This is a genomic window from Virgibacillus halodenitrificans (genome assembly GCF_001878675.1).
Classification (GTDB): Bacteria; Bacillota; Bacilli; order Bacillales; family Amphibacillaceae; genus Virgibacillus_Q; species Virgibacillus_Q halodenitrificans.
This window is the reverse complement of record NZ_CP017962.1, coordinates 3,122,678-3,140,152: the sequence shown is the minus strand read 5'-3', so window position 1 is coordinate 3,140,152 and position 17,475 is coordinate 3,122,678. Positions and strand designations below refer to the sequence as shown.

Annotated in this window: 10 protein-coding genes; all 10 read left to right on the top strand. The window is 39.8% G+C overall.

Features of this window, described 5'->3' with window-relative positions:
* Positions 1-16 precede the first annotated feature (16 nt).
* The 10 genes from dapA to BME96_RS15765 all read left to right on the top strand — a co-directional run bounded on the left by dapA (position 17) and on the right by BME96_RS15765 (position 16,832).
* Entirely contained in the window at positions 17-916 is a 900-nt protein-coding gene (gene dapA, locus BME96_RS15810) for a 4-hydroxy-tetrahydrodipicolinate synthase (RefSeq protein ID WP_040956341.1), read from the top strand.
* 21 nt (positions 917-937) lie between these two features.
* On the top strand, positions 938-2,422 hold the full coding sequence (locus tag BME96_RS15805) for an aldehyde dehydrogenase family protein (protein ID WP_040956340.1): 1,485 nt from the start codon (positions 938-940) through the stop codon (positions 2,420-2,422).
* A 643-nt stretch (positions 2,423-3,065) separates the two neighbouring features.
* A complete protein-coding gene (locus tag BME96_RS15800; RefSeq protein WP_071649559.1) occupies positions 3,066-3,845 on the top strand; it encodes a MurR/RpiR family transcriptional regulator in 780 nt (259 codons plus the stop codon).
* A gap of 178 nt (positions 3,846-4,023) precedes the next feature.
* Positions 4,024-4,959: a 1-phosphofructokinase gene (pfkB, locus tag BME96_RS15795; RefSeq protein ID WP_071649558.1), complete on the top strand. Its 936-nt coding sequence runs from the start codon at positions 4,024-4,026 to the stop codon at positions 4,957-4,959.
* Complete coding sequence (locus tag BME96_RS15790; protein ID WP_071649557.1) at positions 4,956-6,386, top strand: PTS fructose transporter subunit IIC; 1,431 nt, start codon at positions 4,956-4,958, stop codon at positions 6,384-6,386. Before pfkB ends, BME96_RS15790 begins: the two co-directional genes overlap by 4 nt.
* 5 nt (positions 6,387-6,391) lie before the next feature.
* Complete coding sequence (locus tag BME96_RS15785; RefSeq protein ID WP_071649556.1) at positions 6,392-6,859, top strand: PTS sugar transporter subunit IIA; 468 nt, start codon at positions 6,392-6,394, stop codon at positions 6,857-6,859.
* A gap of 2 nt (positions 6,860-6,861) precedes the next feature.
* Complete coding sequence (locus BME96_RS15780) at positions 6,862-7,731, top strand: class II fructose-bisphosphate aldolase (RefSeq protein WP_071649555.1); 870 nt, start codon at positions 6,862-6,864, stop codon at positions 7,729-7,731.
* 78 nt (positions 7,732-7,809) lie between these two features.
* Positions 7,810-8,667: a Cof-type HAD-IIB family hydrolase gene (locus BME96_RS15775; protein ID WP_071649554.1), complete on the top strand. Its 858-nt coding sequence runs from the start codon at positions 7,810-7,812 to the stop codon at positions 8,665-8,667.
* 527 nt (positions 8,668-9,194) lie between these two features.
* Positions 9,195-13,598, top strand: coding sequence for a beta-galactosidase, LacZ type (locus BME96_RS15770; protein WP_071649553.1), 4,404 nt, complete (start codon positions 9,195-9,197; stop codon positions 13,596-13,598).
* 369 nt (positions 13,599-13,967) lie between these two features.
* Positions 13,968-16,832: an NPCBM/NEW2 domain-containing protein gene (locus BME96_RS15765; protein ID WP_071649552.1), complete on the top strand. Its 2,865-nt coding sequence runs from the start codon at positions 13,968-13,970 to the stop codon at positions 16,830-16,832.
* Positions 16,833-17,475 lie beyond the last annotated feature (643 nt).

Sequence of the window (17,475 nt, the reverse complement as noted above, 5' to 3'; positions counted from 1 at the left end):
TTTAGGAGGAATTCAAATGAAAGAATTAGTAGGAGCTTATCCGGTTTTAATTACACCAATGTTTGACAATGAGGAAGTTAATTATGATGGACTAAGAGATAACATCGAACATTTTATTAATCAAGGCGTAGCTGGAATCGTTGTTAACGGAAGTACTGGTGAATTTGTGAGCTTAACTAAAGAGGAAAAGTTTAAAACGGCTGAACTTGCTGTGGAACAAGTGGCCGGGCGCATCCCATTAATTATTGGTACTGCAGCTGAGACGACAAAGGATGCAATTATGTACACACAGCATGCAGAAGAAGCGGGAGCAGATGCCGCATTGGTAATCAATTCCTATTATGCTCATCCGAAAGATGAAGAAGTTTATGCGCATTTTAAGGCAGTAGCCAATTCTGTTAGCATCCCAGTGATGATATACAACAATCCATTTACCTCAGGTGTCGATATTGGAACGGAAACGATTCTTCAAGTAGCTCGTGATGTGGATAACATTACACATATAAAAGAGTCTAGTGGGGAAATTCGTAAAGTTCGTGATATTACACGTCAAGGGAAAGGGTTTCTGAAAACATTCTGTGGCGCAGATGACCTCGTTCTGGAATCACTATTAGTTGGAGCAACAGGCTGGATCTCAGTTGCAGGAAATATTGTTCCGAAGATTGCTACCGACTTGTTTACTAGTGTCCAAGAGGGTGATTTAGATAAAGCGTGGGAACTATATGATCAGATTCTTCCATTATGTAATTTCCTGGAGGGTTCAGGTAAATATGTACAGATTGTTAAACGTTCCATGGATTTACAAGGACTTGCGGGAGGGCCATCCAGGAGACCAAGATTATCATTAACGGAGGAAGAGGATGCTAAATTGAGAGAAATCCTGGAAACTCTATCAAATCTATATCTATCAAAATAAATATTCGAGGAGGATGTTATCATGCTTACTTCACAAATAGATTTAAAACCAAAGGTAAAAGCGTTTTTAGAGGGGGAGAAGGAGCTATTTATCAATGGGGAGTATGTTCCCTCAGTTAGTGGAAAGAAATTTGAAGTAGTTAATCCGGCCACAGAAGAAGTGTTAGCCAGAGTAAGTGAAGCACAAAAAGAGGACATTGATCTAGCAGTCAAAGCAGCACGCCAAGCGTTCGAGGAAGGGGAATGGAGAACAATTACTGCAGCTGAGCGATCACATCTCATTTACAAATTTGCTGATTTAATAGAGCAGAACCGTGAAGAACTTGCCCAATTAGAGTCACTTGATAATGGGAAACCATATTCAGTTGCACTTACCGATGATATTGATGGCACTGTGGAACATTTTCGCTACTATGCTGGTTGGGCAACAAAGGTGCTTGGTCAGACAGTTCCTATCTCACAAGACTATTTAAATTATACCGAGCATGAACCAGTAGGGGTTGTCGGTCAAATTATTCCTTGGAATTTTCCTTTATCGATGGCTTCTTGGAAATTAGGCGCAGCTTTAGCTACCGGTTGCACATCTGTTATTAAGCCTGCCGAGCAAACACCACTATCATTATTATATGTCGCTAGTTTGCTCAAGGAAGCTGGCTTTCCAAAAGGGGTTGTCAATATTGTGCCTGGCTTTGGGAAAATAGCCGGTGAGGCAATTGTTAACCATCCGGATATAGATAAACTTGCCTTCACTGGTTCAACAGCTACGGGGAAGTCCATTATGCGTAAAGCTGCGGATACGGTTAAAGATATCACATTGGAGTTGGGTGGCAAATCGCCAAACCTTATCTTGGAAGATGCAGATATTGAAAAGGCGATCGAAGGGGCATATGAAGGAATAATGTATAATCACGGACAAAATTGTAGTGCAACCTCACGTGTTTATGTGCATAGAAAACATTATGATCGCGTAGTAGAAGAGTTGGCCAAACGGGCCCAGGCAACAAAGCTAGGTAATGGAATGCACCCGGAAACAGAAATGGGGCCACTTGTCTCCAAAAGGCAATTTGAAAGAGTACTAGATTATATTAAGATCGGAAAAGAAGAAGGTGCCAGACTTGTAGTTGGTGGAGAGAGGGAATTTGATAAAGGCTACTTTGTCCAGCCTACTGTATTTGCAGATGTTGAAGACCATATGCGTATTGCAAGAGAAGAGATATTCGGTCCAGTAGTTGCCGTGTTCCCTTTCGATACTACCGAGGAAGCTATTCAGCGTGCAAATGATAGTGATTATGGACTTGCAGCGGCAGTGTGGACGGAAAATATCCGTACAGGGCATCAAGTGGCTCGGCGCCTAAAAGCTGGTACAGTATGGATCAATGATTGTAATCAGGAGAATCCGGCAGCAGCATTTGGCGGATATAAGCAATCAGGTATTGGCCGTGAAATGGGCAACTATGCGCTGGATAATTATACAGAAGTGAAAAGTGTTTGGGTAAATTTACAATAAACTACAGCCGCCTGAGATAAGGGCGGCTTATTTATATGGTGTATTCTGGAAAAGGAAAATTAAGGAATGGTATGCAGTTTGATAGGAGAGGGTGGAAAAATTATCTTGAGGGAGAAGGTTTCCTAACACTTAGTTAATCTCTGGGTCACGAAAATCAGTTATGGTCGAGGGACTTAACGAGGAATTCCATGTAGATTATTAAAGGATTAATAGGGGGATGCTGTTGTGTCCAAGCAATTTAAGGATGATATTAATTTTAATAACTTAGCAAGCGAAGCGAAAAAATTGTATTATGTTTGAAGTAGGGAGAGAAAGTATGAACAGAACTCTCTCTTAAATATAGGATTCAAAAGCTTCTATATTCATAATCCACACTTTGAAAATAGGGTGCTCACCATTATCCATTCTCATATCATTGCTCTAATCGTATTTTGACTAAGTGTAATCTATTCGTAAAAATTCTTTATTATAAAGTAAAGAAGTTTTACAACTAATTTGATTGCAGTTTTAAGTGTGTTGAAACATTAGTGACAGTTTACCCATGTATGAGTTATATTAAAAGAAGTTTTCTTTCTAAATTTATTGCATTTTATCTCTAATAAGTAACAATGGTATCTAAAACATATTTTAAGGAGTATAGGAAATGGATAAACCACTATTTGATATACCTTCAACGACCTTGTCTACGTTAAGTGATTCTGAACGTTACCTTTTAGAATACATTCATAAACACATTGAAGAGATTGCTACGATGTCCATTGTTACATTAAGTGAACGTGCTACAGTTTCCACTGCCACTATTGTCCGTTTAATGAAAAAACTAGGTTATAATGGATTTACTTCTTTTAAATATCGTTTAAAGCAAGAAAAGAAAATGGTAGATGTAAATGATCAGTTAGGCGATATTGATGAAAATATAAAACGAGCTATTCGCAAAAATGAAGTAGAGGTTTTAAAGACGATTCAACTCCAAAGCATTGGTCAAATTGAGGACGCTGTACAAAAAATACATAATGCTGAGAAAATATATTTATTTGCAAGAGGTTTTTCGGAAATGATTGCAAAAGAGATGATGGTCAAACTTCAGGTAATGGGCAAAACCTGCGAAAGTCATGATGATCCAAATATTATTAGAATCAAGTCTGGTAAAATCAAAGATAGTGAATTGGCTATTTTTATTTCTTTATCGGGAGAAACAGAAGAACTCATAGAAGCATGTAAAAATCTAAGTTTAAAACAAGTGACTACAATTACTTTAACTACAAATGTAAATTCAAGTTTAAGCAAACTTTCTGATATTACGTTACTAGGTTTTAAAAGTGACTATTCTTTATTTCCGGAATACGAAGTACGATCTAGGTTATCTTTAAATGTAATCGCGCGTGTCTTATTGGATGCATATGTAATTCGAACATCTAAATGAAAATGTTATTTCTTGCCGGGGGTTGTTAGCCCCGGTATTTTTGTGTTGGCTGAAGAAAAAAGAAAGGATTATTAACTACTCTGAAAACCTTTACAGAATCTGAAAACATTTACCTGCAAAGATATGTAATAATTTAATTACATAAAGAAGTATAACGACAGATAAAGAAGGTGAAGCAATGATTTATACTTGCACGATGAACCCTGCCATTGATATGTACGTTGCACTTAAAAACCTTAAACCCGATACTGTAAATCGCACCATTGATGAAGATTATCAGGCTAATGGTAAAGGTGTTAACGTTTCGATTATGTTAAAGAAGCTAGGTATTGATAGTGTTGCGTTAGGGTTTACTGCCGGTTTTACAGGAAAATATATTGAAGATACGTTGAACGAAATGGATATAAGCACTGACTTTGTTAGGACACAAGGAATTACGCGTGTGAATGTGTTTGTTAATACAACTTCTGAATATAAGATTGTAAATCAAGGACCATTTATTCCTGTTTCCGATCAGGAGTCGCTTTTAGCTAAGATTAAAGCGATTCCAGCCCACAGTATTCTAATTGTTTCAGGTAGTTTGCCAAAAGGTGTTCCAGAAACGATTATAGTAGAGATTGCAAAGATATGCCATAAACGGGGAATAAAATTGGTTCTGGATACGAGTGTGCAAGCGGTTATGAGTACACTGGAGTATGAACCCTATCTATTAAAACCAAATGAAGAAGAAATAGCTAATTTATTTGGAGTGGAAAAAAGTCTGTCGGAACAAGAGTTGATTACCAATGGGAATGTCCTTCTCAGGAAAGGTGCAAAGAACGTTCTAATTTCAAGGGGAAAGGATGGAGCATTGTTTCTTTCCAATGATAAACAGTGCTTAAGAAAAACTACCACACCACAAGGAAAAGTTGTAAATACAGCCTGTGCAGGAGATGCTATGCTGGCTGCATTTATAGGGAATCAGTTGAAAAACTATACATTAGAGGAGTCGCTAATTTATGCAACAGCTGTCGGTGCCTCAACAGCTTTTTCTAAAGGACTTAGTGATTTGAAAGACATACAAAAATTAATCCAAGAAGTAAGAATAAAGAAAATAGAGGAGGAAGAAGCATGAAGCGGATAAAAATTGTAGCAGCTACTGGATGTCCAACAGGTATTGCGCATACGTTTATGGCTGCAGAGGCATTAAAAAAAGCTGCTAAAGAAATGGATATTGACATTAAAGTAGAAACACATGGACAAGTGGGTGTGGAAAATGAAATAACAGAAAAAGAGATTCAGGAGGCAGACGGTGTGATCGTCGCTGCAGATAAAGATGTAAACACTGATCGATTTCATGGTAAGCGTATTGTGGAAGTTCCGGTTGCCCGGGGGATTCGTTCAGCAAAAGAACTGATACAGCAGATTGTAGATGAGACCGCGCCAATTCATTATGTGAAAGGGCATCAATCTGTAAAAGAAACAGATAATGAGCATATGAGAAAGGAATCAGATCAGGGAAGCAAAAAGAATTGGGTTCATTTTATTTACAAAAGCTTAATGAATGGTGTTTCTCATATGCTTCCATTTGTAGTTGGTGGTGGAGTGTTAATTGCTGTATCTTTCTTGTTTGGTATTCATTCTGCTGATCCAACTCATGAATCCTATAACGAATTCGCAGCTTTTCTAAAGAATATCGGAGGGTTGGCATTCAGTCTAATGGTACCGATTCTTGCGGCATTTATTGCGGAGTCGATTGCTAAGCGACCAGGCATGGTTGTAGGTTTTGTTGGCGGTTTGCTTGCGAATGATGGAGGAGCTGGATTCCTAGGGGGAATCATTGCCGGTTTTGCTGCAGGATATATTATCCTTTTGCTTCAGCAATTGTTGAAAAAGCTTCCACATTCACTTAATGGATTAAAATCAATTTTCTTGTATCCTTTATTGGGTATATTCCTAATTGGTGCTGTAATGACACCATTACTTGCTCCAGTAGAGGCACTTAATACGGGTATGATGGATTTCTTAGCGGGTATTCAATCATCAAATCCACTTGTTCTTGGTATAATAGTTGGTGCCATGTGTGGTTTTGATATGGGTGGACCATTTAACAAAGCGGCATATCTGACAGGAACAGCATTACTTGCAGAGGGGAACCTCTATTTTATGGCAGGAGTATCCGCTGCTTGTATTGCACCCCCGTTAATTATCGCATTCTCAACTGTATTTTTCCGTCAATATTTTACGAAGGAAGAACAAAATGCAGGTATGGTTAACTTTATTTTAGGATCTACTCATATTACAGAAGGCGCGATTCCTTTTGCAGCCAAAAACCCAGTGGTGGTCATTCCGATTATCATGTTAGGCTCTTCTATTGCAGCAGTTTTAACTTATATTTTCGGAGTGCAGGTTCCTGCACCACACGGAGGATTTCTGGTGTTGCCAGTTGTGACAGGTGCCATCCAATGGGTGATTTCCATTTTAGTTGGATCCATCGCCGGAGCTGTAATATATGGTTTTTATCGTAAAAAAATTGCAAATAACAAACCAATAGAGGGGTAATTTAAATGTCAAAAATAATTCAAGCAGATTTTATTCAATTACAAGCGACAGAAACTTCACAACTAGGTGTATTTAGAAAGATAGCAGCAATTGCTATGGAAAAAGGGATTGCTTCATCTGAAGAAGAAGTCGTAACAGGACTGAAGGAGAGAGAAGCGCAAAGCACAACGGGTTTTCAAGACGGTTTTGCTATACCGCATACCCAGTGTGCTGGAATACTTAAACCAGCAATCGTTATTGTGCGGACGGAAACTGGAATTGAATGGGAGTCATTTGATGATCAACCGGCTTTCTTCTTTATAGCATTACTTATTCCGAAAGAGGAGGCAGGCTCAACGCATTTGCAGGCATTATCCTCATTATCTAGAGTATTAATGGATGATAATAAGCGTCAAGAATTGCTTGAAGCACAAACAAATGAAAAACTCGCAGCACTTGTAGAAAAAGCGATTTCTTCAGGGGAGGTCCATTAATCATGACACTTATTTCAACTACACCAATGCTTGAAAAAGCAAGAGCAGATAAACATGGAATCGTAGCTTTTAACGTTCATTCATTTGACAGTATTTACTGGGTGCTTGAAGCAGCAGCAGAGATGAAGTCACCGGTTATTTTACAAACCACTGTGGGGACGGTACGTTCACTTGGTGCAAAGAATATTGTAGAGGTTGCCAAGTCGGCATCCGAACACTTTTCAATTCCAACAGGTCTTCATCTTGACCACTGTACCGATTTTCAAGTGATTAAAGAAGCGATCCGTGCTGGCTATACATCTGTCATGATCGATGCATCCATGCACCCTTTTGAAGAAAACGTAGCCCGCACGCAAGAAGTAATGAAACTTGCAAAATCACTCGGTGTCAATGTAGAAGCTGAGTTAGGTAAAGTAGGCGGTGTGGAAGATGATATTGTTGTGGCAGAAGAGGATGCCCAAAAGGCAATACCTGCAGAATGCCGACAGTTTGTTGAATTAACTGGAGTGCCAACCCTTGCCCCGGCGATTGGGACAGCACATGGTATCTATAAAGGTAAACCGAATATTGACTTCGATCGTATTGCTGACATAGCAGATTTGGTTGATGTACCATTAGTTCTTCATGGAGGTTCTGCTGTACCGATTGAGGAGGTCAAGCGCTGTGTATCCTTTGGGATGGCAAAGGTAAATGTATCCACAGAATTGAAAAATGCTTATTCCAAAGCGATCAAAGTTCATTTTGAACAGGAGCCGGATAGTCTGGATCCAAGAGCTTATTTACAAAAAGCAAAGGAAGCTGCAATCGAAATGGCTAAATCAAAAATTAAAATGGTAGGCAGTGAAAACAAAGTAGTACCATCTTTTGTATAGAATATTTTACAGACTTCTTTTAATACGTAAAGAAGTCTGTTCCTTTAGGAAAGAAGAAATAATAAGGGGGATATTAAGGTGAAGTTAGTTGCAATTGATTTGGATGGTACCTTACTTTCAAGCGAGTGTACCATTAGCGATTTCAATAAAAAAGCTATACGTGATGTGCAAGAACAAGGAAATGCCATAGTTATTTCTTCTGGTCGTTCGCTTCATGATACTAAAAAAATCCTGAAACTTGCAGATATTGATTGTCCTATTATTTCAGGAAATGGAGCAATTACTTGCTACTCAGATAAAATTATTCAACAACAAACCATTTCTGAAGCTATCCTATCTGAATTGATAAAGTTAATAGAGAAGATGGATGTATATTATGAAGTTTATACCAATGAGGGTATCTTTATAAAAGGGGATAGAAAAGACATATTGAATGACGAAATACAAAATATACAAGGTGATTCAGCTTGGGCTAAGGATTTAGTTGAGATACAATACAGTCAACATAATATACACTTTGTGCAAAACGACTTGGAGTTAACTACCTCAAAGATGGAGCCATATAAAGTTTTTGTTTTTTCTTTTGACATGATGAAATTAGATACATTAAAGAGAATATTATCAGATCGAGATGATATATCTATTACTACATCTGGTGCCCAAAAACTTGAGTTAGGTAATAATAAGGCTAGCAAAGGAAATGCATTATTATTTCTGGCTGATTATCTCGGTGTCTCTCTAAAAGACACGGTTGCTATTGGAGATAATTTAAATGATGTTTCTATGTTTGAAGTGGCTGGAATTAGTATTGCGATGGAAAACGGTGAGGCAGCAGCAAAAGAAAAGGCTCATTATATCACGAAGCACTGTAATAATGATGGCGTAGGTTATGCTTTAGGAAAATATGTACTTGAAAAGTCTTTTTCAAGTAATTAATTTATAGTACCTTTAAAGATAATCCAAGTAGTAATTAAAGGGAAGTTTTATCAACGCTTCTCTTTTAATTTTGGAGTTTTTGCTATGTGAGAAGCGTAAATTATTTATTCTATTTAAAGTTATTTATCTAGTGAAAGCACTCCCAATCCCCCCATAGTCACAACGTAATAGGCTAGATTCCCCTTAAAGTATACCAATCACTTAAACTCTAGTACGTATCTCCTAAATATAAACTGAATAATCCCAAAATTAAAATAAAAAAGCAATATTTCTAAAAGAAAAGACAAGATCTGCATTGTGTAAGCGCTTAAAAATATGTAGTATAGCCGCAACATGAGGGTGTTTTTCCATGTTTTAGGTCTTTCGACAGTGTATCTTGAGAAGGTTCCGTCACGTATTTCATGAACCTGCAAGAAGAGCATTCCTGGATACATAGTTAAAACGCCGTTCACAGTGTTAGTAGATAGCAGAAATGTTTTAATCCTTCTGTTATTTATTATAAAAAATAAGGGAGAGGAGAAATGCCGATGTTTAAGAAGCTGATGGGTGTAAGTGCACTGACTGTCATGATGCTTGGCAGTACGAGCTTTGGTGGGGAATCTATCTCTGCAGAAAATGCTGAATATCCGGAATGGAATAACAACCCGGAGATTTTTGAAGTGAACCGGGAGCCTGCACGTGCTGCGATTTCCTATTATAAGGATATTGCGTCAGCATTGAAGGATGATGAGAAGCAGTCGGAGTTTTATAAGACACTCAACGGGGAGTGGAAGTTTAACTGGGCGGAAAATCCAGACAAGCGACCTGAGGATTTTTATCAAGAGGGCTATGATGTGTCAGAATGGGACTCTATTCAAGTTCCGTCCAGCTGGCAGTTGAAGGGATATGGTCATCCAATTTACACGAACGTGACTTATCCATGGACAGGAGTAGAGAATCCGGCACCACCAAAGGCACCGACGAAGTTTAATCCGGTTGGGTCGTACAAAAAAGAATTTACTGTACCAGAAAATTGGAATGGTGATCCGGTTTATGTGTCATTTCAGGGTGTTGAGTCAGCATTTTATCTTTGGGTGAATGGAAAAAAAGTAGGATATAGTGAGGACAGTTTTACCCCTTCTGAATTCGACATTTCCGAATACATCAACCGCGAAGGAAAAAATACCATTTCTGTGGAGGTATATCGCTGGTCTGATGGAAGCTGGCTGGAGGATCAGGATTTTGTTCGTTTAAGCGGCATTTTCCGTGATGTTTATTTATATTCCACTCCAGATACGCATATGCGTGATCTTACTGTGACAACAGATCTTGATGAGAATTTTGAAGATGCCACGTTGAACGTAGAGGTAGATATTAGTAAATATAGTGACAAGCAAGTAAATGGCCAAACAGTTGAAATGGATTTATACGATGAAAATAATGACAGCGTGTTAGATGGGCCACTTACCGGGGAGGTTGCTTTTAATGGAGAGAAGCAGGTAGCTATAAAGAAAAACAAGCTTGTAGCTAATCCGAAAAAATGGTCAGCAGAGCATCCGAATTTGTATACATTGGTTGTCGCATTGAAGGATAGTGATGGAGAAATTATAGAAACAACAAGCACTAAGGTTGGCTTCCGTGAGTTTGAAATGCAAGATGGTCAGATGAAGCTTAATGGTAAAGCGATTACCTTGAAAGGGGTAAACCGCCATGAAATAGATCCATCTGACGGTCGTACGGTTTCCAGAGAGCGAATGATTGAAGATATTAAATTGATGAAAAAGCATAATATTAATGCGGTTCGTACTTCGCATTATCCGAATCAGACAGAATTTTATAAGTTAGCAGATGAGTACGGACTATATGTAATGGATGAGGCGAATTTGGAATCACATGGGAAACGCTTCGAGCTTCCGAAAAGTGATCCGCAATGGCTGCCAGCTTCCCTTGATCGAATGCGCAGCATGGTTGAGCGAGATAAAAATCATCCATCTGTATTGGTTTGGTCACTTGGGAATGAGGCAGGAAGTGGTACGACATTTCAGCACATGGCAGACTTAGCACGTGAGCTCGATCCAAGCCGAATGGTTCACTATGAAGGGGATACACGCTGGGCGGATATGGAGAGTGTGATGTATCCAGCAGTATCCTATGTCGAAAATTACGGAAAATCAGGTAGTGAAAAACCACTTTTATTAATTGAATATGCTCATGCGATGGGCAACAGTGTTGGTAATTTGTATCAATATTGGGATGCTATCGATAGTTATGATAATTTGCAGGGTGGATTTATTTGGGATTGGGTCGACCAAAATCTGTATGAACCGGTGCCAGGTAAGGAAGATGAATATTACCTTGCTTATGGTGGCGACTGGGGCGATAACCCGAATGATGGTAACTTCCTTGCGAATGGCCTTGTTTCTGCAGATCGAACGGTTCAGCCGGAACTAATGGAAGTAAAAAAGGTTTATCAGGATATCGAGGTACATGAAGAAGATGTGAGAAATGGTGTTATCAAACTAAAAAATGAGTTTCTTTTTACAAATGTAAGCAAATTTGATGCGCATTGGGAATTAAAGCAGGACGGTGAGGTTCTTCAGGAAGGTACACTTGACGACTTAGATATTAATCCAATGACGACGAAGGAAATTCAATTACCAATGGAGCAGCCATCCTTGGAGGCTGGTGCGGAGTATTATTTGAACATTAGCTTTAAGTTGAAAGAGGATACGAGCTGGGCTTCTAAAGGGCATGAAATTGCCGCAGAGCAGTTTAAAGTGCCATATGACGTTCCGGAGAAGCAGCCGGAAGCGATTGGTGATATGCCGGAGCTAGCTATTGATGAAGGAGATTCAGCAATTGCTATTGAGGGCAGTGGTTTTACATTGGACTTTAACAAAGAGACAGGGACAATTGATTCATTTAAGTTAGGTGGAAAAGATCTGCTGAAGAGCGGTCCACAGCCTGATTACTGGCGCGCCCCAAATGAAAATGATGTAGGGAATGGCATGCCTTCACGAACAGGTACATGGCGTGATGCTGGTGCTAATCGAACAGTTACGGATGTTGAAGTAACGAAATATGGGGAGAATGCTGTGCGTATCCGTGTTTCAGGTACATTGCCAACTTCAACGGAATCAAAATACCAAACTGTTTATACCGTTTATGGAACGGGAGAGGTAGCAGTTAAAAACACATTAACACCTGGAAATGGTCTTCCTGAAATTCCTGCAGTTGGAATGGAATTAACATTGCCAGGGGAATTTGAGCAAATTAATTGGTATGGCCGAGGACCGGAAAGTAACTATTGGGATCGTAAAACCGGTTATCCAGTAGGCGTATACAACAGTACGGTTGATGATGAATTTTTTCCATATGCAATGCCACAGGAGACAAGTAATAAGACAGATGTGCGCTGGGTAACATTTACAAATGAAGATGGCACGGGTCTTATGGCAACAGGATTGCCGCTTATGGAATTTGGGGCACTTCATTACACGGAAAAGGACCTCGAAGACGCAGGTCATCCATATGAAATGGAGAAAAAGGATGATATTTTTGTAAACTTGAATTATCACCAGATGGGTCTTGGCGGCGACAACAGCTGGGGGGCGCGTCCACATCCAGAGTATACATTGCAGTCAGATCAGTCCTATACCTCCAGTTACCGTTTGCGTCCAATTACCGCACAAGATTCAGCGATGGAATTAAGCAAGCGAGTGGTTACAGATGAGTTAGTAGACGGGATTACCATTGATGGAGAGGAATTGAAGAATTTTAATCCGAGTGTAAATGAATTTACGAAGAAATTTTTAAATGGAACGAAGGATGAAATACCTCAAGTTGAAGTAAGTGCGATTAGTGATGACGCGGAGGTAGAGATCACCCAGGCGGATGCGTTGCCGGGTACAGCTGTTGTTAATGTGACCTCAGCAGATGGCTTGCTATCAGCGGAATATCGCATTCAATTTGAGGTTGTTGATGAACTTTATTTGAGTGACTTAGATTGGAAGGATGCCACGATTGGATGGGGATCGATCAAACGGGATGCGAGTGTGGATGGAAACAAACTAACATTAACAGGTGAATCCGAACCTGTTACTTATGAAAAAGGCCTTGGAACACACGCACACTCAGAGATTACGTATGATATCGCCGGGAAAGGCTATGAGACATTTCAATCCTATGTTGGGCTGGATCTAGAAGCGAATAATACGGGAACAATTAATTTCCAAGTCTTTGCAGATGGCGAAAAGTTATTTGAAAGTGGTGTCATGCGACGAGATACACCAGCAAAGCTTATCGATGTGGACATTACCGGTAAGGAGCAGTTGAAACTGGTTGTCACCGATGGTGGAGATAACAATGGGAATGACCATGCCGACTGGGCGGACGCTAAATTTATGGCAAAAACGGATGAAACAAAGCCGGAAGTTACTACTATGATGGACGGGCAAGAACTGAAAGCTGAAACGACGTTGTCTGTCACAGATGAGGTAAGCTTCACCTGGGAAGCGAGGGATGAAGATAGTGGAATAGACAAAGTAGCGGCAACCTTTGATGGAGAAGCATATGAACAAGGTACAGAGTTAAATTTAGCTAGAAAACCAGGCGAGCATCAGCTTGTGGTGACTGCTACAGATAAGGCAGGCAATACAGTTGAAGCAACGTATGTGTTGAAGGTAACTACGAGCGCGGCTGCGATGCAAGCATTGGTTGATCGTTATGCCGCAGAGGATGCATTTGATGCGGAGAAGGATGCTCGTCTGTTGAAACATCAATTGACTACCATTCAACTTTTTGAAGATAAAGAGGAGATGGAGAAGGCTCGGAAGCATTTACAAAGATTTACTATGCTATTAGATAAGCAGTACCAGCGTAATACGATGTCCGAGGAAGTTTATAAGGTGCTACAGGCAAATGCAGAGTATTTGCTGGAATTGTGGCAGTAGCATATGGATGTTTGATGCTTCTGATCATGGAACGGCCTGAAATTTTCCAGGATGACTCGCATCATCTAAAACCTGCGGCAAGTTAAATAGACTTGCCGTTTGGTTTTTTATTGGAGTGTTTAGGCAATCTGTTGGAGGGCGTGGGAATCTGCCGCAGGAGGAATTAATCCGCCGGAGCGCAGGGGGATCGGCCGCAGGAGGAAATAATCCGCCGGAGCGCAGCGGAATCGGCCGCAGGAGGAAATAATCCGCCGGAGCGCAAGATAATCGGCCGCAGGAAGAAATAATCATCCGGAGCGCAGAGTAATCAGCCGCAGAGCATTTAGCTCATTTCACTTGGGATGTATAAATAAAGGAGACGGGATAGTAATGAAATGGCGATGGAAGTTGGGTGTAATGCTATTCACTGTGGTTTTTTTAGCGACGAGTTTTGCTGGGGCGAATGGACAGCAAGTCTATGCGTTGGATAATGGTTTGGCAAAGACACCGCCAATGGGGTGGAACAGTTGGAATTATTTCCGTTGTTATGATGTCAATGAGGAAGTGATTAAAGAGACTGCAGATGCAATGGTAGAAAGCGGCATGAAAGATGCTGGCTATGAATATGTGGTTATTGATGATTGCTGGCAAGCTTTGGAAAGAGATGTTAATGGTAATTTACAGGCAAATCCGGAGCGCTTTCCAAGTGGTATTAAGGCACTTGCCGATTATGTGCATAAGCTGGGACTTAAATTAGGAATTTATGCTGTGCCGGGAACGGAGACCTGTGCCATGCATTGGGATGATTACCCTTCAGGAAATATTGGCAGTTACGGACATGAGAAGCAGGATGCGAAGCAATTTGAAAAATGGGGTGTAGATTATCTGAAATATGATTGGTGCCGTGCAGATGTTACGGAAGGTCTGGAGCATATACCTGCATTTGAAAAAATGAGAGATGAACTGCAGGCATTGGATCGTCCTATCATTTATGGTATTTCTGAGTATGGAGATACAAAGCCTTGGGAATGGGCAAAGCCAATTGCAAATATGTGGCGTACCACGAGTGATATTCAAGCAAATTGGGGAAGCTTAATGACTATTTTGGATCAGCAGGTTGGTCTTTATAAATATGCTGGACCAGGGTATTGGAATGATCCCGACATGCTCCAAGTAGGTAATCCTGGTTTGTCTGAAACGGAGAATCGAGCACATTTTAGCTTATGGAGTATACTAGCCGCACCTTTAATGGCAGGAAATGATCTCCGTCATATGTCCACATCTACGGCAGAAATTCTTTCAAATAAAGAAGTAACTGCAGTTAATCAGGACACGATTGGCCTGCAAGGAAGAAAGATTCGTGACGATGGAGATAAAGAAGTATGGATGCGTCCGTTAGCAAATGGTGATCGAGCGATTGTTTTGCTAAATCGAGGACAAAAAGAAACGGAAATGAGTGTTAACATTACTGATCTTGGATTACCTCAGTCAAGCAGCACCTATTATATACGTGACTTATGGGCACATGAAACAACCCAATCAACAGGCGAGATTCAAGCTTCTGTACCAGGTCATGGGGTGCAAATGTATCGAATTAGTCCTGCAGATCCAGTGGAAGCTTCAGAGAACGTACAGCATGTGAAAACCAGTGATAAGCAAGAAGTTTGGATAGAGTCATTAGAAGATGGAAGTATGCTTGTTACTCTGTTGAACCGTGGAGATAAAGAAGCAAACGTTGGTATTCATACCGATGAATTAAATATGGAGAAAAGTGGTGCGTATATTGTTGAAGATATTTGGTCAAAGGATAAAACAGCTGTTGCTAACACTATTAGGGAAAAAGTCCAGGCCTATGATATAACGGTGTTGAAAGTGACGCCAGGTACTCCAGAGGATGCGCCTCCAGCTATACAGCAAGATCTTCAAGTTCCAGAAAAAATAGGAGAAGGAGAAACGAAGGAAGTTTCTTTAACTATTACGAATAATGGTGTAGTTGCTGCGAATAATGTACAAGTTAATTTGGATGTTCCTAATGGATGGACAGTAGAACCTGTTTCAGAAACGGGATTTGCAACGATTCCACCAAGTTCAGAAAATCAGTCAGTCGAAGTCACTTGGAATGTCACTGCACCAACAAAGCTTTCAGCAGACACAGTTACATTTAATTCTGCCATCACATTTGAATATGGAAAAGCTGGGAAAAGCGCCAATGCTCATACACAGGCTACATCAGAAATTATCCCAGCTCCGCCAAAGACAGATAGCTTTTTAAGTGACCTGCCATTTTATAAAGATACGATCAATGGCTGGGGACCGGTAGAAAGAGATAGGAGTGTAGGCGGGCAAGAAGCAGGTGATGGGAACACACTAACTATTAATGGCGAAACATTTGAAAAGGGACTTGGTGTTAATTCCAATTCGGAGGTTTCTTACTATATCGGGGGTAATTTTTCTACCTTCACCTCAGCTATTGGAATTGATGATGAAATGGTGTGGGAAGACGGCCAGGAAGGTGATGTTGTTTTTGAAGTATGGGGTGACGGCAAAAAACTTTATGACAGCGGATTGGTGACAGGTGATATGGAGACGAAGTATATTGATGTCGATATCACAGGGGTATCTGTTTTAAAGCTTGTAGTTACTGATGGTGATGATAACAATTGGTTTGACCATGCTGATTGGGCTAATGCCAAAATTATTGCAACCAATAATGGGGCAGACGAAACAGCACCAGAGCTTGAAGTCACTATGAATGGAAAGCTCGTTCAAGACCAAGTGTCCTTATCAGATACGGAGACGATCATGTTTACATGGAAGGCAACGGATGAAGGGAGTGGCATCGCTACTACAACTGCATCCTTTGCAGGAAAAGAATACGATAAGAATAAAGCGTTGCCTTTAGCAGGTAAGCCGGGAGAGCATGAATTCAGTGTAACAGCTGAGGATAAGGCAGGAAACATTACAAAGAAAACCTATCAAATAAATGTGAACACGAGTCCACAGGCTATGAGAACACATGTGGAGCGATTCGATCAAGCAGGAGCTTTCCAAGATACAAAGAATGTGCGGATACTTCAGCTTCATCTAACGACAATTAAGCAATATCTGGATAAAAACAATACAGCAAAAACATGTAAGCAACTAGATTCACTGGGTCAATTACTTGATTATTTGCAGGCTCAAGAAGAGATGTCTGATGATGCTTATCGTGTCTTAAAATCAGATACGAATTACTTGCTGGAAAGGCTGCAATAAAATCGGAAGGAGAATTAGAGTAATAGATTTTTAGGTCACTTGTTAAATAAACTGAGTAATCTTTTCAAGTTAATTTTCCCAAACTATGTAAAAGAGGCATAGTCAATTGGTTATGCCTCTTTACCAGTAATCTACACTATTTTCATTTTAATAGGTAATTATATCCAATTTCAACAATTCTCACGGTTCGAATATCCTAATTCAGTTATTATACATGTCACGAATTACGTGATATTTGGCTCATAGCAAAAATATGAAGTATATGGTAATTTAAATAATAGATAAAAAATACATATTTCAATCTACGATAATAGCCGCATAAATCCCTGACATGAAGCCATTTATAAGATGATTTCTCTGCATAGTTCCCTCAAGGACTTTTTATTCACTTCTAGTATAAAATACCTAAATATAGACAGAATAATTTAAACATTATAAAAATAACAATATTTCTAAAATAAAAGACAATATCTGCATTGTGTAAGCGCTTCAATCCATGTAACCTTAATCTAAAGTGGATATAACCTGTTTAGTAATTTTTAAATAAATAAAACAAAATCTACTAAGTAAGGGGTATCCAGCAAAGATAAATAGAGGGGAGGATAGTAGCGCCATTTTACGTACTTTTATCAGATCTACTCTA